The sequence below is a fragment of the Pseudomonas machongensis genome (genome assembly GCF_034961125.1).
In the GTDB taxonomy this organism is placed as follows: Bacteria; Pseudomonadota; Gammaproteobacteria; order Pseudomonadales; family Pseudomonadaceae; genus Aquipseudomonas; species Aquipseudomonas machongensis.
In genome coordinates this window covers 18123-33561 of the sequence record NZ_JAYFUI010000188.1, presented here as the reverse complement: position 1 = coordinate 33561, position 15439 = coordinate 18123, and the positions used below count along the sequence as shown (strand labels likewise).

Genomic DNA, 15439 nt, shown 5'->3' with positions numbered 1-15439 from the left:
CCACGTCCTGCATGGTCAGCCAGATGCAGACCAGCGCCGAGGGTGTGCCGCTGGAGATCTGCTGCTTTACCCGCACCACGGTGTGGGCCGAGTACGAACGGATCCAGGGGGATAGCTTCGATTACCCGTTGGCGGTGTTGCTGGAGTTTGGGTTGAGTCTGTATCAGCAGCGTAGCGGTAGTGATATGCGCTCAGGGCTGGCGGCACGGGTTGAGCGGATGAGCGAGGCCTGAAGCCCCTGTGGCGAACTTTGCGGGATCAACTGTCTTGTTCCGGCCCAATCCCTGTAGGGGCGGCGGTTCGGCGCCCCGACTTGTCTCGCGAAAGGGCCGCAAAGCGCCCCCCCTGCAATCAAAAACAGCGTCCTATGAACAATGGAATATCAAACCCTATAGTTCACACCTACAGGCCGCATAAGAGTTCGCGCCTGACTTGAAGAGCAATTGCTGCGAAGCCCTTGCCAGTACCTCGCTTGCGTAACGCGTAGTCCTGACTTGCAGAAACATCCTCCCATTGACTCACCGACTCCACGTACCTATGAGTGCCATCGGTGTCAATTTCAAACGCTATGAACCGCTCCGCGTGAGTGAGTAAAAGACCATAAAGGTTTGGCATTCCGGGAAAGTCGACCTCAAGATTGAGTACGATGGTTTCTGACCATCGAATGCCTTTTGACTCGCCATAGTGTTTCAAGGCAACGGGAATTCCTCTGACCAACCACGCTTTGGCCGTTTCCATGAGTCTGTGGGCCACAAGAGTATTTTGCTCTTGCACGTTCAGTTGCCGCTTTTTTAACAGACGGTCAATGTCCACTTCAGTTGCCTCTAAAAATCGTCGCTTTAAGAATGCCGATGACCTAGCAAATACGCAAAACCTGAGATAATTCTCATCTCCACGCGGCTAGCGTAGCGAGGTTCCAATATCGTTATCGAAGGACTTTTTCTGCCCCTATTGCACTTCAGACGCGATAAGCAGCCATTCGTGGATGGCAGCTATCGACCCAAAGCTGCCCTTCGCATGAGGCAGAAAACGGCCAAAAGCAGTCAGAGTTTTTACAAAGCTGGGCGATTTAGTTGGCAACTCAAGGCAGCATGCCTCAGGGATGCAAACGCCGCTGAATGTCCGCTTCGGTGTCCTCTCTCCTTGCTTCATGGTCATATGTCTTGGCTAATGCCATCAGCAGCTTCGAAGCAACAAACGGATGAGATATCTGTAGCTCCCTTCCCCAGCCGCGATATTTTTCAGCCAGCACGCGCTCTTGCTCCCCCCCTTCACCCCGCCAATGCACACCACGTGAGTTATAAACTCCAGTGTGAGCACCTCGCATCATCGCCTCCGATTGAATGTCCTCCATCACAGCACGCACCGCTTCACAGGGCCAAACACCGTCCTTTCCCTTAGATGCATGTGATAGAAGCTCGCCAATACGGCTGTCCCCAACATCTGCACGGCTCAGTTCGCTACATGACTGCCGAACATTGGTGATCCACGCCGCCAAGCGCGCCCCGTTAACCTCGCCAGAGGCCATCTCGCCAGGAATCCGACCTAGCGCACTCAGCAGCTTGTATCCGCGCGTAGCCATTTCACCTACACGCTCGGGTGGCACACAAAACTCATCTGGGTCGACCCCGCCATCCGCACGCTTAAACATCCAGCATATAGCCTGGACGAAAAGCTCCGGGTGCATCTCTACGTACTGCTCAAGGTGCGGTATGTTCGATATCGCTCGCCTCGCAAATGGCTGACCCAGAACCTCGATATAGGCGAACTCCAAACCTGCCTTCTGTTCAAGCGACAAACTCGAGCAGTCGCTCATACGTTTGAACGCCTCCTCTACGTAGTAGGGCTCCAGCATATGTTGCCCAGGCAGGTCTCTACCTCCACGGGCCATCTCCGACATCAATCGGAAAATAAGCTCTGGATCCGTTTTAGATAGCGCATAACGAATGCAAGAAAATGCTGCCCTCGGCCTTTCCGCTTTGAGAAGTCGCTCAATAGCCTCATTTCGCTCAGCCTCTGAATCGCTGATCCAATCTGGAACCACTTTGCTCCAGTACTCAGACTGAATCTGCTCGTCCAGAGCATCTATCAAACTCCAAGTCGAGCGTCCAAAAGGAGCGAGCAGCAACAAATCAACTACAGATTCTGCAGGCAAGCCTTCCATTAAACTCGACAACACCCCATTGCGCCGGTCATCTGGCAGAGCTTGTAGCGCTCCGCTAATAAGATTCCTATGCGAATGCCCCACGTCCCCATCGGAATGGATTGCTTCAAACGCATTACGAAGTAACGTCAGTAATTCGGGCTCAGGCAACACGACTCTGGCGGCAAGAGAACCGACAATCCATGCTGCATTTCCACGCTCAGCCAGCTCAAGAATCCCACTGGGCCCGCGATGCGCAAGAATGTCGCCTAGTGCTTCTACCCTCAGGCGATTGATCCTCTCTTCGCGCTCACGATGGTCGAGCGTCGCAAAGTCCTCCAACTCGTCCGCAGATTCCTCGACCCATCCAGTGCGGAACAGCCACAAATGCCTATTCAAAATGTCATGAGGCTCTAACGCCTCATAGACAGACTTTCCTGCTATAACCAGCGCCGCATAATCGCTATCCTTTTTTGCACGCAGCGCAGCACGTCGCGACAGTGTCGATCTCCGAACCTTCTCTCGCATTGCAGCCTTGTCAGCGTCACTAGCTTGAGTAATCGCCCAATCTTCGATCATCGCCCAAACTCGAGTCTGATCATCTTCATTCAGCCCCTGCAAGCGTTCGACCAGCTCACCGAGCATGTCCAACGTGTAGTGCGTAGGCCAATTCAGTACCAGTGCAATCACTTCCTTCTTAAACTCAAGTATTGGACTCCATGTCTCAAAGGGCTCACCGTAGCCATAACCATCATCACGCCAACGTGGTTTGTGACTGTAATCACCTATGCCGTTGTCAAGGCTGAGCTCTGCCATGCAGATGCTCCAAGCGACATCAGGAAACTTGGCAACTAGATTCTTGAGCAACCCCACTCGCTGCTGAAGGCTAGCGGCAGTCTGTGGCATCCAAGAGCGGAAAACTGATCCCAGTGAGTGCGCGGGCTTGTTGGTCCAGTTATCCTTGATCTCGATCTGTGAGAGTTGCGCAAGAATAGACACTGCATGCGCAACAGTTTCAGGGCTCCAGCAGAGGCCTTCAAGCGCCCAGAGCAGTCCTGTGCGACTTGGAGTAGCGCCGAAAACTCCAGAGCTCACCGGCCGCAAAAGACCATAAACAGCGGGATTTTCAGCCTGAAGGTCTTGTCTGATGATGGATAGGAACTCGCTGGGAGCAGCCTCTGCATAGGTTGGGAGGTCCTGATCATGGGCCTCCAGCACTCGCGCAGTTAACGGAGGGCGCAACAAATCGCGCACAACGCTATTAACCTCGCTTTCGATATCAATGCCCAGTCGCCCTTTAAAGACTTCAAGGCCGTGTACAGAAAGCAATACTAGCGTCTCCAAAACTCCGTCTCGGAAAGCACTGGAGAACTCGCGCACCTTACCCTCGGCTGCCGCCCTCCAGCGCTGATCTTCATCCAGATCAAGAGCAGGGTCGTCTTCTCCCAGCACGACTCGCGCTACCTCGAAGTAACGCCTCATATCAGAAGCCGTCACCTCAGCGGCAACAGCAAAGAGCAGATCCAGCTTTGAAATTACCCCTCTCGCCGCACCCGCCATCCAAACTGGTGCATCGTTAAGCGTGGCCAAGCTCTGGCAGTCTTTCTCAAGCTCGTCGTAGGGGCGCCCCCCAGCCATCTTCGACAGCCAAGATTTATCGGCCTCATTGCGGCTATCCCAAGCCCCTACAAATAGGAATGGAACAAGCTTGGCTGCCGTTTGAGGATCTGCGGCCCACGCCGGCAACTTAACAGCAGGGAGTGAAGAAAGCTGGCGGCGGAGTACCGTTAGAGAACGGCCAGAGGCCTTCGCTAGGCGAGTAATTTCATCCCGGCTCATGTTCATACTCTCAAGCGCCGCAGTGAACGTCTGGGAACTAGCTGGCTTAAGCAAGACGCTAGGAGAAGCGACCACCGCGTTGCGTGGATAGACCACAAATGAGTGCATGGATTTTGCGTAGGGCGCGAGTTCTTTCTCTACATCACGCGTATAGACGACAGAAATGAAGGCTTGTTTAGCCGAGGCTAACCGGGGCAGAGCTCCCGGCCTGTCAAAGACCAACACTCGATCTCGATATGAAGCCAATTCTTCACCACCATGCTCGCTGAGAAGCTGAGCAAGGAATGCAAGCGCTTCCTCAACCGAGTCGGCGGCTACCACGAAAGGGCCAGTAGAAGAACTCGACAGGTAAGAGGCTACAGCCCGTTTAGCATCTTCGATCGCTGAAGCAAATAGACCTCCCGCTAACGGTGGATTCGATACCTCCGCCCATTCGGTCCAGCATTTGTCGAGTGAGCGCACATCTTGAGCCGGGATATGTGTTTCGCTTGCAAACCATGCCTGCCCAGGTAGCGACTGCTCTAGCCACTGCTCAAGGTCACTCGCGTCGTATGCACGAACATCTTTCCACTCTTTCAACGCTTGCTTAGAAACCACCCAAGAACCTTTACCGGGCCAACGGCGAGGCGTGACGAATATGAAGGTCATATTCCTACGAACTGATGGCTCAAGAGCAATCACGCTCTTGTCATAGTCTCCATTGGCTTTCGTGAGTGGTTTTTCGTTGGTGCCAAACTCCCACCCCGAACAGCCTTCTGGGACCCATGGCGTACCCTCGCCGGCCTCAACCAGGCCGTCCCAACCCGGACGCTCAGCATCGTCATTGCCTGGGAAATCAACCTTCGCAAGCCCAACACCTGTCGAGTGAACCAAAGTACGCAGAAACACCGCAAAGCGGGATCTCGCCTGAATGTTATGAGAAGCCCAGTCTTCGATGGCTTGAGCCTTGATCTCCAAAAAAGGCGGGACATAGGTCATTGCACTGGCTGGCTTTACTTTCCTGCTGGCCTGAGCAGCCTCATATTGAGCCTGCATCTCCATCAGTTCTTTGAGCGGCACCTTAAAAGCTTTCTCCAGCCGCGCAGCCATCTCGGCCGACAAGGCTGAATTGCCATTGAGGAGATTTGATAAGGCTGGACGCCCCACCCCCATTAGCGATGCAGCCTTAGTTACTGTCATCCCTGCCGGGATGACCTCCGCCTTGATTCGCAAACCTGGGTGAGGAAAATCTTGGAAGGTCATTGATGAGTCCTGTGGGCGCAGTAAGGGGGGGAGCAAGGTCGGGAAAAGTATCGTGTATTGCGTAGCGATACACAATACACATATTGCCTTTCCGACATACTCTCCGATCACCTACCTTCAACTCTCGAAGCGAGCCGCTACGCTAAAAAATCTTTGCCGATTTAGCTCCAGACTTCATACGCGAGCACGTGGGAAAGAGCGGGTGTCAGCGGAGCTGCTCAGGTCGAGCGCTCATTCCCGAGGGCACGGCGTGGGCAGAGGCCCGACAAACATCCTCAATTGGCCGGTTCCTGTTCTTCTAAAAGGCCGCTGGCCGACTGATGCCTTCCATGAGAGGCGGTTATGGGTCGATAGCAGACGCTCACGACCGGCTGCTTTCGACCCAAAGCAGTCTCCCGCCAATTGAGCGCTAGTTCGCGCGGATGAGCCTCTAGACGCTGAAAGCTAGCCCCAGCAGCGGCGTGCCGCCTGCAACCGCAATCCGCCAGTTTACGAAAGCTGCGCATTCCACCAGCGCTTCGAATTGATCAGGGCAGCGGCGTTTGAACGCTTGAGCATTGTCTATGACCAGTGAAAGCGTCTGCCCAGGCTGAACGTGGATAGAAGTCATTTCTGCGGCCGGGTCATCAAGAGAGGAAAGACAATCGATCCAAGCGTCCATATTGCCGCCATAGAAGCTGGGGAAACCGAACTTTTCCGCGAAAACACTGTGAAATGTTGGCCAGTCAGTAATTTGGTTTCCATCCACATGCACTATCATCAAATAATTTTCCATCGCACCTATGTTTAGACATCCCGATTCCGCGAGGCGAAGTCAAAGATGGCTCATAACAAATTTCCTTCAATCAAGTGGGCTGTGGTCCGTCCTGCGTGGTCGATTGTTGCCCCACGTCTGATCTTGACTTACGCGCTTGGAAAGCTACGTTCGACTAACTGCTATTGGGTCACGCTCTGTCCATTTCCTCGTATGCAGCATCGACGAACGTGATGTGCTCATACCAAGCGGCCTCAGCCAGATCCCGGATAATTTCAGCGAGCGTTTCGACGTTTACCCCCTGAGCTTCGATGCAGGCCGAGCGTCCGGGTGACCAGTCGATGACAGAACACTGTGGATATTGCTCCAGCAGTGCGGACAGCGCCGTCTGAGGCGGCGCTTTGTGGGTATACATGAAGTCAAAGTATGGGGCACTGGTATCAAGAAACGGGTACATCAAAGCCCAAGCGTTTGATGGCCCGGGAAAGCACAGGTGGACGTAACGATGCGCCCATTCCGGCCCACTGTACTTGATGTGGCGAAGTACTCCGATGATCGAATGACAGTCGGTCATGCGGACCATTCGATCAGGGTCAAAAGTCCAAGCAGGCCCAAGCTGGCTTGCTGCGTTACTGGCCAGAAGTGCAGCAACCATTCTTGCTTTTTTCTTCATCGCATTACCTTGGGTCGAACGTCTGCCCCTGGCCGGTTTCTACCGGTCATCACCGATCGCTTTGGGGGCTTGGATGCACCGCTCCCGACTTTAATCCCAGTCCAATTTGATGTTCTGTTGTTTCCTGAACGCGTCCAGCACAGTCTCGAAACAGGCGCGTTCGAAAGCCAGGTCCGGTATTGAGTCATACCAACTAACGGCAGGGGATTGCAAAGTGATTGAATCCCTCAGCAAACCAAATCGCCGCCACTGAACGTGGTGCTCATCGGCGCGCTGCTCAGCGACAATGACGGTACATGTCAGGTCCGAGTCATCAGGGCAAACAAGCAGAGGGACCAAGGTCTCCCAGCCCGGAGCCGTGGAGTAGATCCGGTCCCATACCAAATCGGTGTCGTCATCGTCGTTCAGGCCTGAATGAGCTGATACGAGGTGTAACTCAGCTTCCCGATTGTGCTGAGGTAGCCAAACCTCCAGAGGTACTCCGTCAATGGCAAACGTCGGGTAGAAGCCGAGGCTGTACTTGGATTTATGGCTTGTAATGGATAGCAGGTTACTCATTCCAGCTCTTGGCCCCCCTGAACTCTGAAGAGGTTACTTTTTCCAGGTGCGGATGTCTTCCTTTGGTAGATAGCGACGCTCCGCGTGACGGGCTGCTTTGGGTCGATAGCAGTCAGTGATGACAGGTCGCGTTCGATCCCAAACGGCCCCCTCCGCAATTCATACGTTGGCCTTGATGGCTGCGACGGCGCCCAGGTAGGCATCATTGCCAATCCCGACCTGACTCCATATCTCGCGTGCCTCCCCGCCGTCTCGGTCATACTGTTCATCCGCATCCCAAAGCGTAAGGATCTGGTTTGGGAAGCAATATTCATAGCTGTTGAACTCATGCGGGCCAGAATTATCGGCCTCGGCCATCAGCGAGAAAAGGTCGGGAGCTGCAAGGTTAAAAACGTCGAAGCCTTTGAATGTCACCTTGAAAGTTGAACTTCTAGATACGCCAATGAAGATTACTGTCTCGTCGATGTCATACGAAATTTGCATAGCATTACTGGAAAAATAATCGAGATGATCACGAGCAGCTTCCAGCGGGTATCCAATGGCGGCCATTACCTCCCTCGTTTCCATACGTGTAGCACCAAGGCGTACTGGACCGATGGCTTGCAATGGCAAAATTTCAAAAGTAGGCATCTTGAGTTCACCCTGAAAGCAGCAAAGCTGACGATGAATCGAAAGGACCGAGGGCTGGGTTGGGTGGATGGAGTGTATCAAGCGACAGGCCGTAAAGGGTCGAGAGCAGTCACTCACGAGCAGCAGCTACCCATCCAAAGCCACGACGCGCCTCCAAGCCTATTTCAAACACTCTAATTACCCCGAATCCTGCGCAGGTCCTGTAGGAGCGGGCTGTCCCGCGCTCACCGGCATAGCCGGTGCCATCCACCGCGGTGCTCTTTTCGCGGGCAAGTCGGGACGCCGAACCGCCGCCGCCACAACCCACTCAACTCCAGGTCCAATAAGCCCGCTTTTACCGTCGCATCCCCAGCTCCGCATCGTCCATCAATGCCTTCGCCAATGCACTCAGGTAATACGAAGCCCAGACCAGCTGCGGGTTCTCATCCATCACCCCACTCAAGGTCATGTCACGCACATACCCCATCAACTCCGAGGCCTGCTCACGCGCTCGCTCGCACGGGATGCCCGGCTCGATACAGAACAGCGGCTGGGTCAGGCCCTTGCCTTGGTAGAATCGTGTCTTGCCGACGGTGGTGTTCGGTGTGGTATCGCTTGTATCCATCCCTTCATCTCCCTGAAAACCTCGATGCTCGCTGAACAACTCTGATGTGAGAGTGGCGGTTCGGCGCTCCGACTTGCCCGCGAAGAGGCCAGCCCAGCCACATCCCATTCAACTCAGTGAGCCGTCTGCGGCTCTGCCGGCATCTGAACCTGTATCAAAGCCGACTCCAGCAAAATTCTCAGCGCTTCCATTTCATGAATGGCAGCCATTATCAGGAGCGAGACGGGGGACTTGGGTTGGAGGAGGACCGCTTGATGAGCCACGGTTTGTGCGCAGAGTGCGTACTCGGTGGCTTGGATGATGGTGTCTTCGAGGGAGTGATTGTTGTGAGGTGGGTCGGGAACGATCTTCAACATGGCATAGATCCTTTGCTCGGACCGCCACCTGCCTGCTGTCAAACGGGAGGGTGGCAGCTGTACGTGGGTTGACAGACCGGCGGACTATGCAAGTTCCGGCGCACGCAAGCGTGCCCGCACGTACAGCCGCCATGGAAAGCAGCCGTATGCATAATACCGTCGCAGCCTGTCAAAGCTGTGTCGTTGATGTGCAACGACGCGCCGAGACTAGAGCGCTGCCCAGGGGGCCGCAACGGAAAAAAGGCGGTAGGAGTATCTTTGGGAAATGGACTACACGAAAGGCGCATTTTCTGATTTTCGAACAGTCAAACACGCTCTTGAAGAAGCCCAAAGCCTCAGCCAAATACCGCCCCCCACATTCCCCCGCTGTCAATCGACTTACGATGCGGATCACTCACTGAATCCCTGTCTTACCAATTTGTCACAACCTCCTGACGCCATTAAGATCGCGTCTTTCCCCTTCAGGAATCTCCAGGCAATGGACATGCGTCGCCTTTTAACTCTCTCCTGCAGCAAAGCACTACTCCCCCTGTTCCTCGGCCTGTGCTCCGCTAATGCACTGGCCAGCAGCCTCAGCGAAAGCCTGGTCTCGTGTGAGCCGTCTTTCTTCAAGCAGCTGTATTCCCAGCGCGCCGATCTGGGCAAGACCGTCAAGCTGACCCGCAACGATCAGCGCGGCCTGGCCTGGCTGCCGGTGCCAGACCGCCGCGACTTCGACACCGCGTTCCAGCACTTCAGCCCCGCTGTCGACGACCAGGGCCTGCGCCTGACCAGCTACTACGACCGGGTCATGGACCTCGGCGAGCAAGGCACTTACTACTTCTGGGGCTTCGAAATCGATGCCACCCGCGAGCAGGTCATGGCCAAGTTGCCGCGTGCGCAATGGCAGGAAGCCGGCGAGTACTTCATTTCCAGGCCGAAGATCAAAGCGGATGCCAATTCCCCCTGGCAGGACAACCCTGCGGCGGCCTCGGGCATCGCTCCGGCAGCGGGTTCTGCGGAGAAGCTCCTGATGCTCAGCGTTGAGGACGGCAAGACCCGCCTGCTCTGCTCGTTGCAGGGCAGCGTGGATGAACGTTTGTTGCAGCAGGAACGTCCGGACATCGCGCAAGGGGCCACACGATGAAACGCCTCGCATACCTGGCCGCGGTATTGCTGCTGGGCGGCTGCGCCCACGGCACTGCACCGCACAAGGCCATGGCCGAAGCGCCAGTCACCCGACCTCCGGGCATGTTCAAATTGCTGGAGGACGCGGAACTGGCAACCTACTTCGACGCCCGTTCCGTCGCGCTGTACCAGGGCAATCCGCAGTTGCGTCAGTTCTACCTGATCAACAATTACCTCGGACCCGCCGCCTCCGGCGATAAGTCGCCAGAGATCCGCAGTTCGCAGGTGGTCCGGGTGATCAACTGCGAGCAGGACCAAACGGCGCAGTTCGGCCGGGTGTATTTCTCTCTGCCCTTTGCCCAAGGGCAGGAAGTGGCGCGCAAGAACGATATTGCGCAGTGGAAGCCGTTGCAGCGGCAGTCGCTGATCGGGAATCTGCGCGATGCGGTGTGCAAGATCGATGCGACGCATCTGCGGGCGGGTAAGGCGCAGTAGCTGGGCCGATACATGGGCAACCTGGTGTACGCGACAATACGCAACAGGCGCCCCGATGGGCGCCTTTTTCGTGTTTGTCAGCCCGCCACACCCAGCAGGTACATGAGCCCGGTCAGGGTCAGCAGCGAAGCCACCGTCGACAGCAGGATGGTGCGCGAAATGAGCCCCGCCTCGCGGTTGTAGTACTCCGCCAGCATGAACGGCCCGGTCCCGGTCGGCAGCGCCGCCAGCAGCACCGCCGAGGTCGCCCACATGGTCGGCAGGCTGAACACCTTGAAGGCCAGCACCCAGGTCAGTGCCGGTTGCCCGACCAGCTTGAGCCCCACCAGCGGCCAGGGGCTGGCCTGCGCGCCGCTGCGTTTCTGCGCCAGGAATGCCCCCAGCGACACCAGCGCGCAAGGCGTGGTGGCCAGAGCGAGCATGTCGAGAAAGTGCATCACCGGCTCGGCCAGGCCCAGGCCGGACATGGCCCAGGCGGCGCCGGCCAGTGGCGAAATCACCAGCGGGTTCTTTGCCAGTGCCTTGGCCACCAGCAATACGGCGCGGCCGATCTGGCGTTCTTCCTGCAGACCGATCTCGATCAGGGTCAGGGAAATCGCGAACACCAGGCAGACCACGATCAGCGACGAGATCAATGCCGGTTGCAGCCCTGGCTGGCCGAACAGCAAAAGGCACAGCGGGATGCCGATGTAACCGGTGTTGGCATAGCCTGCGCTCAGGCCATCGATGCTCGAGGCCACCAGGCTGTGGCCGCTGAACAGGCGCCAAGCGAGGGTGATGAAGAACATTGCCAGCGCGCCGGCACCGAAGGCGACGATGAAGCCGGGGTGCCAGATTTCGCTCCAGGTCGCGGTGGCGGTCACCTTGAACAGCAGCGCCGGCAGGCACAGCCAGACCACCATGCGGTTGATTTCGGCGGCGGCCTGTTCGCCGAGCTTGCCGGTCTTGCGGCACAGGTAGCCGACCAGGATCAGGGCGAAGATCGGCGCGACGATGACCAGGATGGTATGCATGGGCGCCTCAGGCCTTGCCGGCCAGCGCCGGGCTGCGGCGGTCGCCCAGGCGACTCAGCCACACCGAGGCGAGGATCACCGCACCGCCGATGAACAAACGCCCCAGCGGCTCATGCTGGTTCCAGATCAGCAGGTTGAGCAGCAAGCCCACCGGCACGTGCAGGTTGTTCATCACCGCCAGGGTGCCGCCGGAAACCAGGCAGGCGCCCTTGTTCCACCAATACAACCCCAGCGCGGTCGGGCACAGGCCGAGGAACAGCAGCACCAGCCATTGCACGTCGGTGCTCGGCAGGTGCTGGGCGTTGCCGAACAGCAGGAAGGCCGGCAGCACGACGATCAGCGCGCCCAGGTAGAAGTAGCCAAAGCGCTTGTAGTGCGGCAGGTCGCTGGGGTGGCGGGCGATCAGGTGGCGGTAGAGGACCTGCCCGGCGGCGTAGGTGAAGTTGGCCAGTTGCAGGAGCAGGAAGCCCATGAAGAACTCGCCGCTGATGCTGTCGAAGCGGATCACCGCTGCGCCGGCCACCGCGACCAGCGCCGCAAGCAGCGCCCAAGGGTTGAAGCGGCGGTTCAGTGCATCTTCGATGAGGGTGACGTGCAGCGGGGTGAGGATGGTGAACAGCAGCACCTCAGGCACGGTGAGCACGCGAAAGCTCAGGTACAGGCAGACATAGGTGATGCCGTACTGCAGCGCGCCGATCAGCAGCATCGAGCGCATGAAGCGCGGTTCGACCTGGCGCCAGCGGGTCAGCGGCAGGAACACCAGCCCTGCCAGCAGTACCCGCGCCAGCACGGCGAAGTAGCTGTCGACATGGCCGGCCAGGTATTCGCCGATCAGGCTGAAGGAAAACGCCTGGATCAGCGCGACGATAATCAGGTAGCCCATGGTTGCCTCTCGTGGATCAAGGCGGCGACCTTAGCGGGTACGGGGTGTTCTGGGCAACCGGGAGGAAGATGAAGATGCGGCGGTGGATGGCATCGGCTGTGCTGGTGCCATCCACCGCAGCGACCTTTTCGCGGGCAAGCCCGCTCCTACAGGGGATTGGGCTGGTCTTTGGATTTTGAAACAGACAGTTGCTCCAGCCAGAGCTTGCCTGTCAGCGCTGCGCGTCGAGCTCGGCCATCAGCACCTCGACCAGCTGCGCTGCCGGCATGGCGCGCGCCCGATAGGCGCCGGTACCGGCCCATTGTGCGGCGAAATCGCTGCAGCCCTGGGCAGTCGCCACGCTATTGAGCGCCTTGTTGGCATCGTAGGCGCGGGGATAATCCGGCACGCCCGCAGCGCTCGCCACCTCGAACGCGCGGTTGACCATACCCCGCGCAGGCCGTCCAGAGATCGCGCTGGTGATCTGCGTCTGCCGCGCCCGTGGCCCGGTCAGCGCCTCACGATAGGCCGCGTTGGTCGCCGATTCCGGGCATAGCAAGAACGCTGTACCCAACTGCGCCGCACAGGCGCCCTGCGCGAACGCCTTGGCGATGTCTGCGCCGTCCATGATCCCGCCGGCCGCGATGATCGGCAGTTGAACGTGATCAGCCAGCAGGCGTACGAGTGCCAGGGTGCTCAATCGATCATCATGATCCTGGTCGAAGATCCCGCGGTGGCCGCCCGCTTCGTAACCCTGGGCGATCAGTGCATCGACCCCGGCTCGCTGCACCTGCAGCGCCTCATCCACATTGGTCACGCAGGCCAGCAGCACGATACCGGCCGCCTTGAGCGCCTCGATGAACGACTGTGGCGGCAGGCCGAAATGAAAGCTCACCACTGCCGGCTTTTCTTCCAGCAGCATCTGCAGCATCTCGGGGTCTTCGACGAACGAGCGATAGATTTCCCGCAGGCCCTTCGGCGGCTGGGCGTGAAACTCGGCAAAGCGCGCTTCGAGCGCTTGCAGCCAGGCATCCTCGCGTACGTCATCTCGCAGTGCAGGGCGGTGGCAGAACAGATTCACGTTGAACGATTCTTGGGTCAGCGCGAAGGTTTCGCGTATGGACTGGCGAGCCTGGTCGACCGAGCACGCGCCGATCGCGATCGACCCCAAACCACCCGCATTCGATACCGCCGCCGCCAGCGCTGGCGTAGAAACGCCCGCCATGGGCGCCTGGATGATGGGGAAACGGATGTTCAGCAAAGCCTGGATGTCAGTGGTCATTGAGGTTGCTCATCATGGATCGCTCATCGCAACACAGACGACGGCGGGTGGCTCATGGCGGGCGCGCGTGTCCGTTGGCGTGGAGCGAGCCCAGAGTCGACCTTAAACACACCCATGAATTTTCACAAATGATGATAAATGATGAATTCCATCACTGATCGTGAACCAGCAGACGGGATCGGTTGCCTCCAAGCCACTGGAAAGCCGTACATGAAATGATGCATAAACATGCCATCAATCATCATCAGTGATAGGTAGACCTCATGGAAATGCGCCAGTTGAAGATTTTCTGTGCCGTGGCCGACCTGGGCAGTTTTACCGCGGCCGCAGCCAGGATCAACACCGTGCAATCCAACGTGACCATGCGCATCAAGGAGCTCGAGGCGGAGCTCAATCGCGAGCTGTTCATCCGCAGAAAATCCGGCGTCGTGCTCACGGCTGCGGGCGAGACGTTTCTCGGGTATGCCCGGCGCATCCTGCAACTGACCGAAGAAAGCCGCAGCGCCCTGCTCGATACCGGCGTCCCCAACGGCCCGCTGCGCCTGGGCTCGATGGAGACCACCGCCGCCATTCGCCTGCCGAAGATCCTCACCCGCTACCGCGAGCAGCATCCCGATGTGCAACTGTCGTTGCTTACCGGCACCACTGCCGAACTGATCAAGGCCATCGAGTCCCACCGGATCGATGGCGCTTTCGTCGGAGGGTTTCACCAGAATCCGATGCTTGCCCAGCAAGAGGTGTTCTGCGAGGAATTGGTGCTGGTCAGCAGCGACCAGTTCGATTCGCTCGACAGCTTGATGGCGCGAATGCCCTCGCAGACAGTGCTGGTGTTTCGCAGCGGCTGCTTCTACCGCTCTACCTTGGAGAACTGGTTCTACCGGGTTGGCCTGGTGCCCAACCAGATCATGGAGATGGGCACCCTGGATGGCATCCTTACCTGCGTGTCGGCCGGAATGGGCGTGACCCTGTTGCCCAGGTCGGTGACGCAGAACTGCAGCGTGCGCCATGCGATTCGCTGCCATGAGCTGCCAGCGGAATTCTCTCGCGTGTCCACGGTGTTCATCCGTCGCCAGGATTCGCTGCCGACTTCGGCGATGAGCGCCTTCATGGAGATGGCGCAGCAACGCAGGGAAGTGGCGGATCTGCACTGAGCCTTGCGCGCAAAAAAAAGCCCGGCCATTCGCCTGACCGGGCACATACACCCAAAGGAGCAACAGGTGTCAGGGTTGGGAATTCGTGGGCACCTCGCGCCTCAAGCCACGGCGGCCAGCTTGGCCTTGGCCTGGTTCAGGCCTTTCTCGTGGAAATCGCCACTCATGTTCAGGCCCTCGGCGTGAATGAAGTTCACCTCGTGGATACCGATGAAGGCCATCACCTGGCGCAGGTAGGGTTCCTGATGATCGCTGGTGGCGCCGGTATGGATGCCGCCACGGGCAGTCAGGACGATCGCTCGCTTGCCGTTGAGCAGCCCCTGCGGCCCGGTCGGGGTGTACTTGAAGGTGATGCCGGCACGCAGCACGTGGTCGAGCCAGGCCTTGAGGGTGCTGGGGATGGCGAAGTTGTACATGGGCGCGGCCATCACCAGTACGTCGGCGGCCAGCAACTCATCGGTCAGTTCGTTGGAACGGGCCAGCGCTTCGATTTCAGCCGCGCTGCGCTGTTCCTCGGGTTTCATCCAGCCACCAAGCAGGTTGGCGTCCAGGTGCGGCACCGGGTTGACCGCCAGGTCGCGTACCTTGATCTCGTCGGCAGGATGCGCCGCTTGCCACTGCTGGATGAAGTCACGGGTCAGTTGACGGGAAACGGAATCCTGCTGGCGGGCGCTGCTTTCGATGATCAGTACGCGGGACATGGGGTGCCTCCATCGGCAAAAAGGGTTGC

Annotated in this window: 15 protein-coding genes and 1 pseudogene; 4 read left to right on the top strand and 12 right to left on the bottom strand. The window is 58.0% G+C overall.

The features are described from left to right. Positions 1–5: 5 nt before the first annotated feature. Positions 6–233: pseudogene (locus tag VA602_RS21860) on the top strand (mechanosensitive ion channel family protein); the annotation flags it as partial. A gap of 169 nt (positions 234–402) precedes the next feature. Here VA602_RS21860 and VA602_RS21855 read toward each other — a convergent pair. From VA602_RS21855 to VA602_RS21820, 8 genes are all read right to left on the bottom strand, one after another. Next, complete coding sequence (locus tag VA602_RS21855; protein WP_323454327.1) at positions 403–813, bottom strand: hypothetical protein; 411 nt, start codon at positions 811–813, stop codon at positions 403–405. A 283-nt stretch (positions 814–1096) separates the two neighbouring features. After that, the gene (locus VA602_RS21850) at positions 1097–5224 is read right to left on the bottom strand and encodes a HigA family addiction module antitoxin (protein ID WP_323454326.1); all 4128 of its coding nucleotides are present in this window, start codon (positions 5222–5224) and stop codon (positions 1097–1099) included. Positions 5225–5654: 430 nt separating this feature from the next. Then, positions 5655–5999 (bottom strand): barstar family protein, encoded by a 345-nt coding sequence (locus VA602_RS21845; protein ID WP_323454325.1) that lies wholly within the window; start codon positions 5997–5999, stop codon positions 5655–5657. A 169-nt stretch (positions 6000–6168) separates the two neighbouring features. Then, positions 6169–6651 (bottom strand): hypothetical protein, encoded by a 483-nt coding sequence (locus VA602_RS21840; protein ID WP_323454324.1) that lies wholly within the window; start codon positions 6649–6651, stop codon positions 6169–6171. 90 nt (positions 6652–6741) lie between these two features. Then, entirely contained in the window at positions 6742–7209 is a 468-nt protein-coding gene (locus VA602_RS21835; RefSeq protein ID WP_323454323.1) for a hypothetical protein, read from the bottom strand. Between the two features lie 159 nt (positions 7210–7368). Continuing rightward, the gene (locus tag VA602_RS21830) at positions 7369–7839 is read right to left on the bottom strand and encodes a hypothetical protein (protein ID WP_323454322.1); all 471 of its coding nucleotides are present in this window, start codon (positions 7837–7839) and stop codon (positions 7369–7371) included. A gap of 334 nt (positions 7840–8173) precedes the next feature. Continuing rightward, positions 8174–8443, bottom strand: a complete 270-nt coding sequence (locus VA602_RS21825; RefSeq protein ID WP_054894681.1) for a DUF3077 domain-containing protein — start codon at positions 8441–8443, stop codon at positions 8174–8176. A 113-nt stretch (positions 8444–8556) separates the two neighbouring features. Beyond that, the gene (locus VA602_RS21820) at positions 8557–8799 is read right to left on the bottom strand and encodes a hypothetical protein (protein WP_054894680.1); all 243 of its coding nucleotides are present in this window, start codon (positions 8797–8799) and stop codon (positions 8557–8559) included. 478 nt (positions 8800–9277) lie between these two features. On the opposite strand from VA602_RS21820, the gene VA602_RS21815 reads away from it, so the two are divergent. Together VA602_RS21815 and VA602_RS21810 are read left to right on the top strand one after the other, a co-directional pair. Then, complete coding sequence (locus VA602_RS21815) at positions 9278–9925, top strand: hypothetical protein (protein WP_323454321.1); 648 nt, start codon at positions 9278–9280, stop codon at positions 9923–9925. After that, on the top strand, positions 9922–10401 hold the full coding sequence (locus VA602_RS21810; RefSeq protein WP_323454320.1) for a surface-adhesin E family protein: 480 nt from the start codon (positions 9922–9924) through the stop codon (positions 10399–10401). The genes VA602_RS21815 and VA602_RS21810 overlap by 4 nt, the downstream gene beginning before the upstream one ends. 77 nt (positions 10402–10478) lie before the next feature. Here VA602_RS21810 and VA602_RS21805 read toward each other — a convergent pair whose 3' ends face one another. The 3 genes from VA602_RS21805 to VA602_RS21795 all read right to left on the bottom strand — a co-directional run bounded on the left by VA602_RS21805 (position 10479) and on the right by VA602_RS21795 (position 13558). Further along, a complete protein-coding gene (locus VA602_RS21805; protein ID WP_323454319.1) occupies positions 10479–11414 on the bottom strand; it encodes an AEC family transporter in 936 nt (311 codons plus the stop codon). Between the two features lie 7 nt (positions 11415–11421). Next, a complete protein-coding gene (locus VA602_RS21800) occupies positions 11422–12297 on the bottom strand; it encodes a carboxylate/amino acid/amine transporter (protein WP_054893292.1) in 876 nt (291 codons plus the stop codon). Positions 12298–12508: 211 nt separating this feature from the next. Next, positions 12509–13558, bottom strand: coding sequence for an NAD(P)H-dependent flavin oxidoreductase (locus tag VA602_RS21795; RefSeq protein WP_323454318.1), 1050 nt, complete (start codon positions 13556–13558; stop codon positions 12509–12511). 263 nt (positions 13559–13821) lie between these two features. Here VA602_RS21795 and VA602_RS21790 point away from each other — a divergent pair, with 263 nt between their 5' ends. Further along, positions 13822–14709 carry a LysR family transcriptional regulator gene (locus VA602_RS21790; RefSeq protein WP_054893294.1) on the top strand — a complete coding sequence of 296 codons (888 nt, stop codon included), beginning with the start codon at positions 13822–13824 and terminating at the stop codon, positions 14707–14709. Positions 14710–14810: 101 nt separating this feature from the next. On the opposite strand, the gene VA602_RS21785 is transcribed toward VA602_RS21790, so the two are convergent. Further along, the gene (locus tag VA602_RS21785; protein ID WP_153772355.1) at positions 14811–15410 is read right to left on the bottom strand and encodes an FMN-dependent NADH-azoreductase; all 600 of its coding nucleotides are present in this window, start codon (positions 15408–15410) and stop codon (positions 14811–14813) included. Positions 15411–15439: the final 29 nt, after the last annotated feature.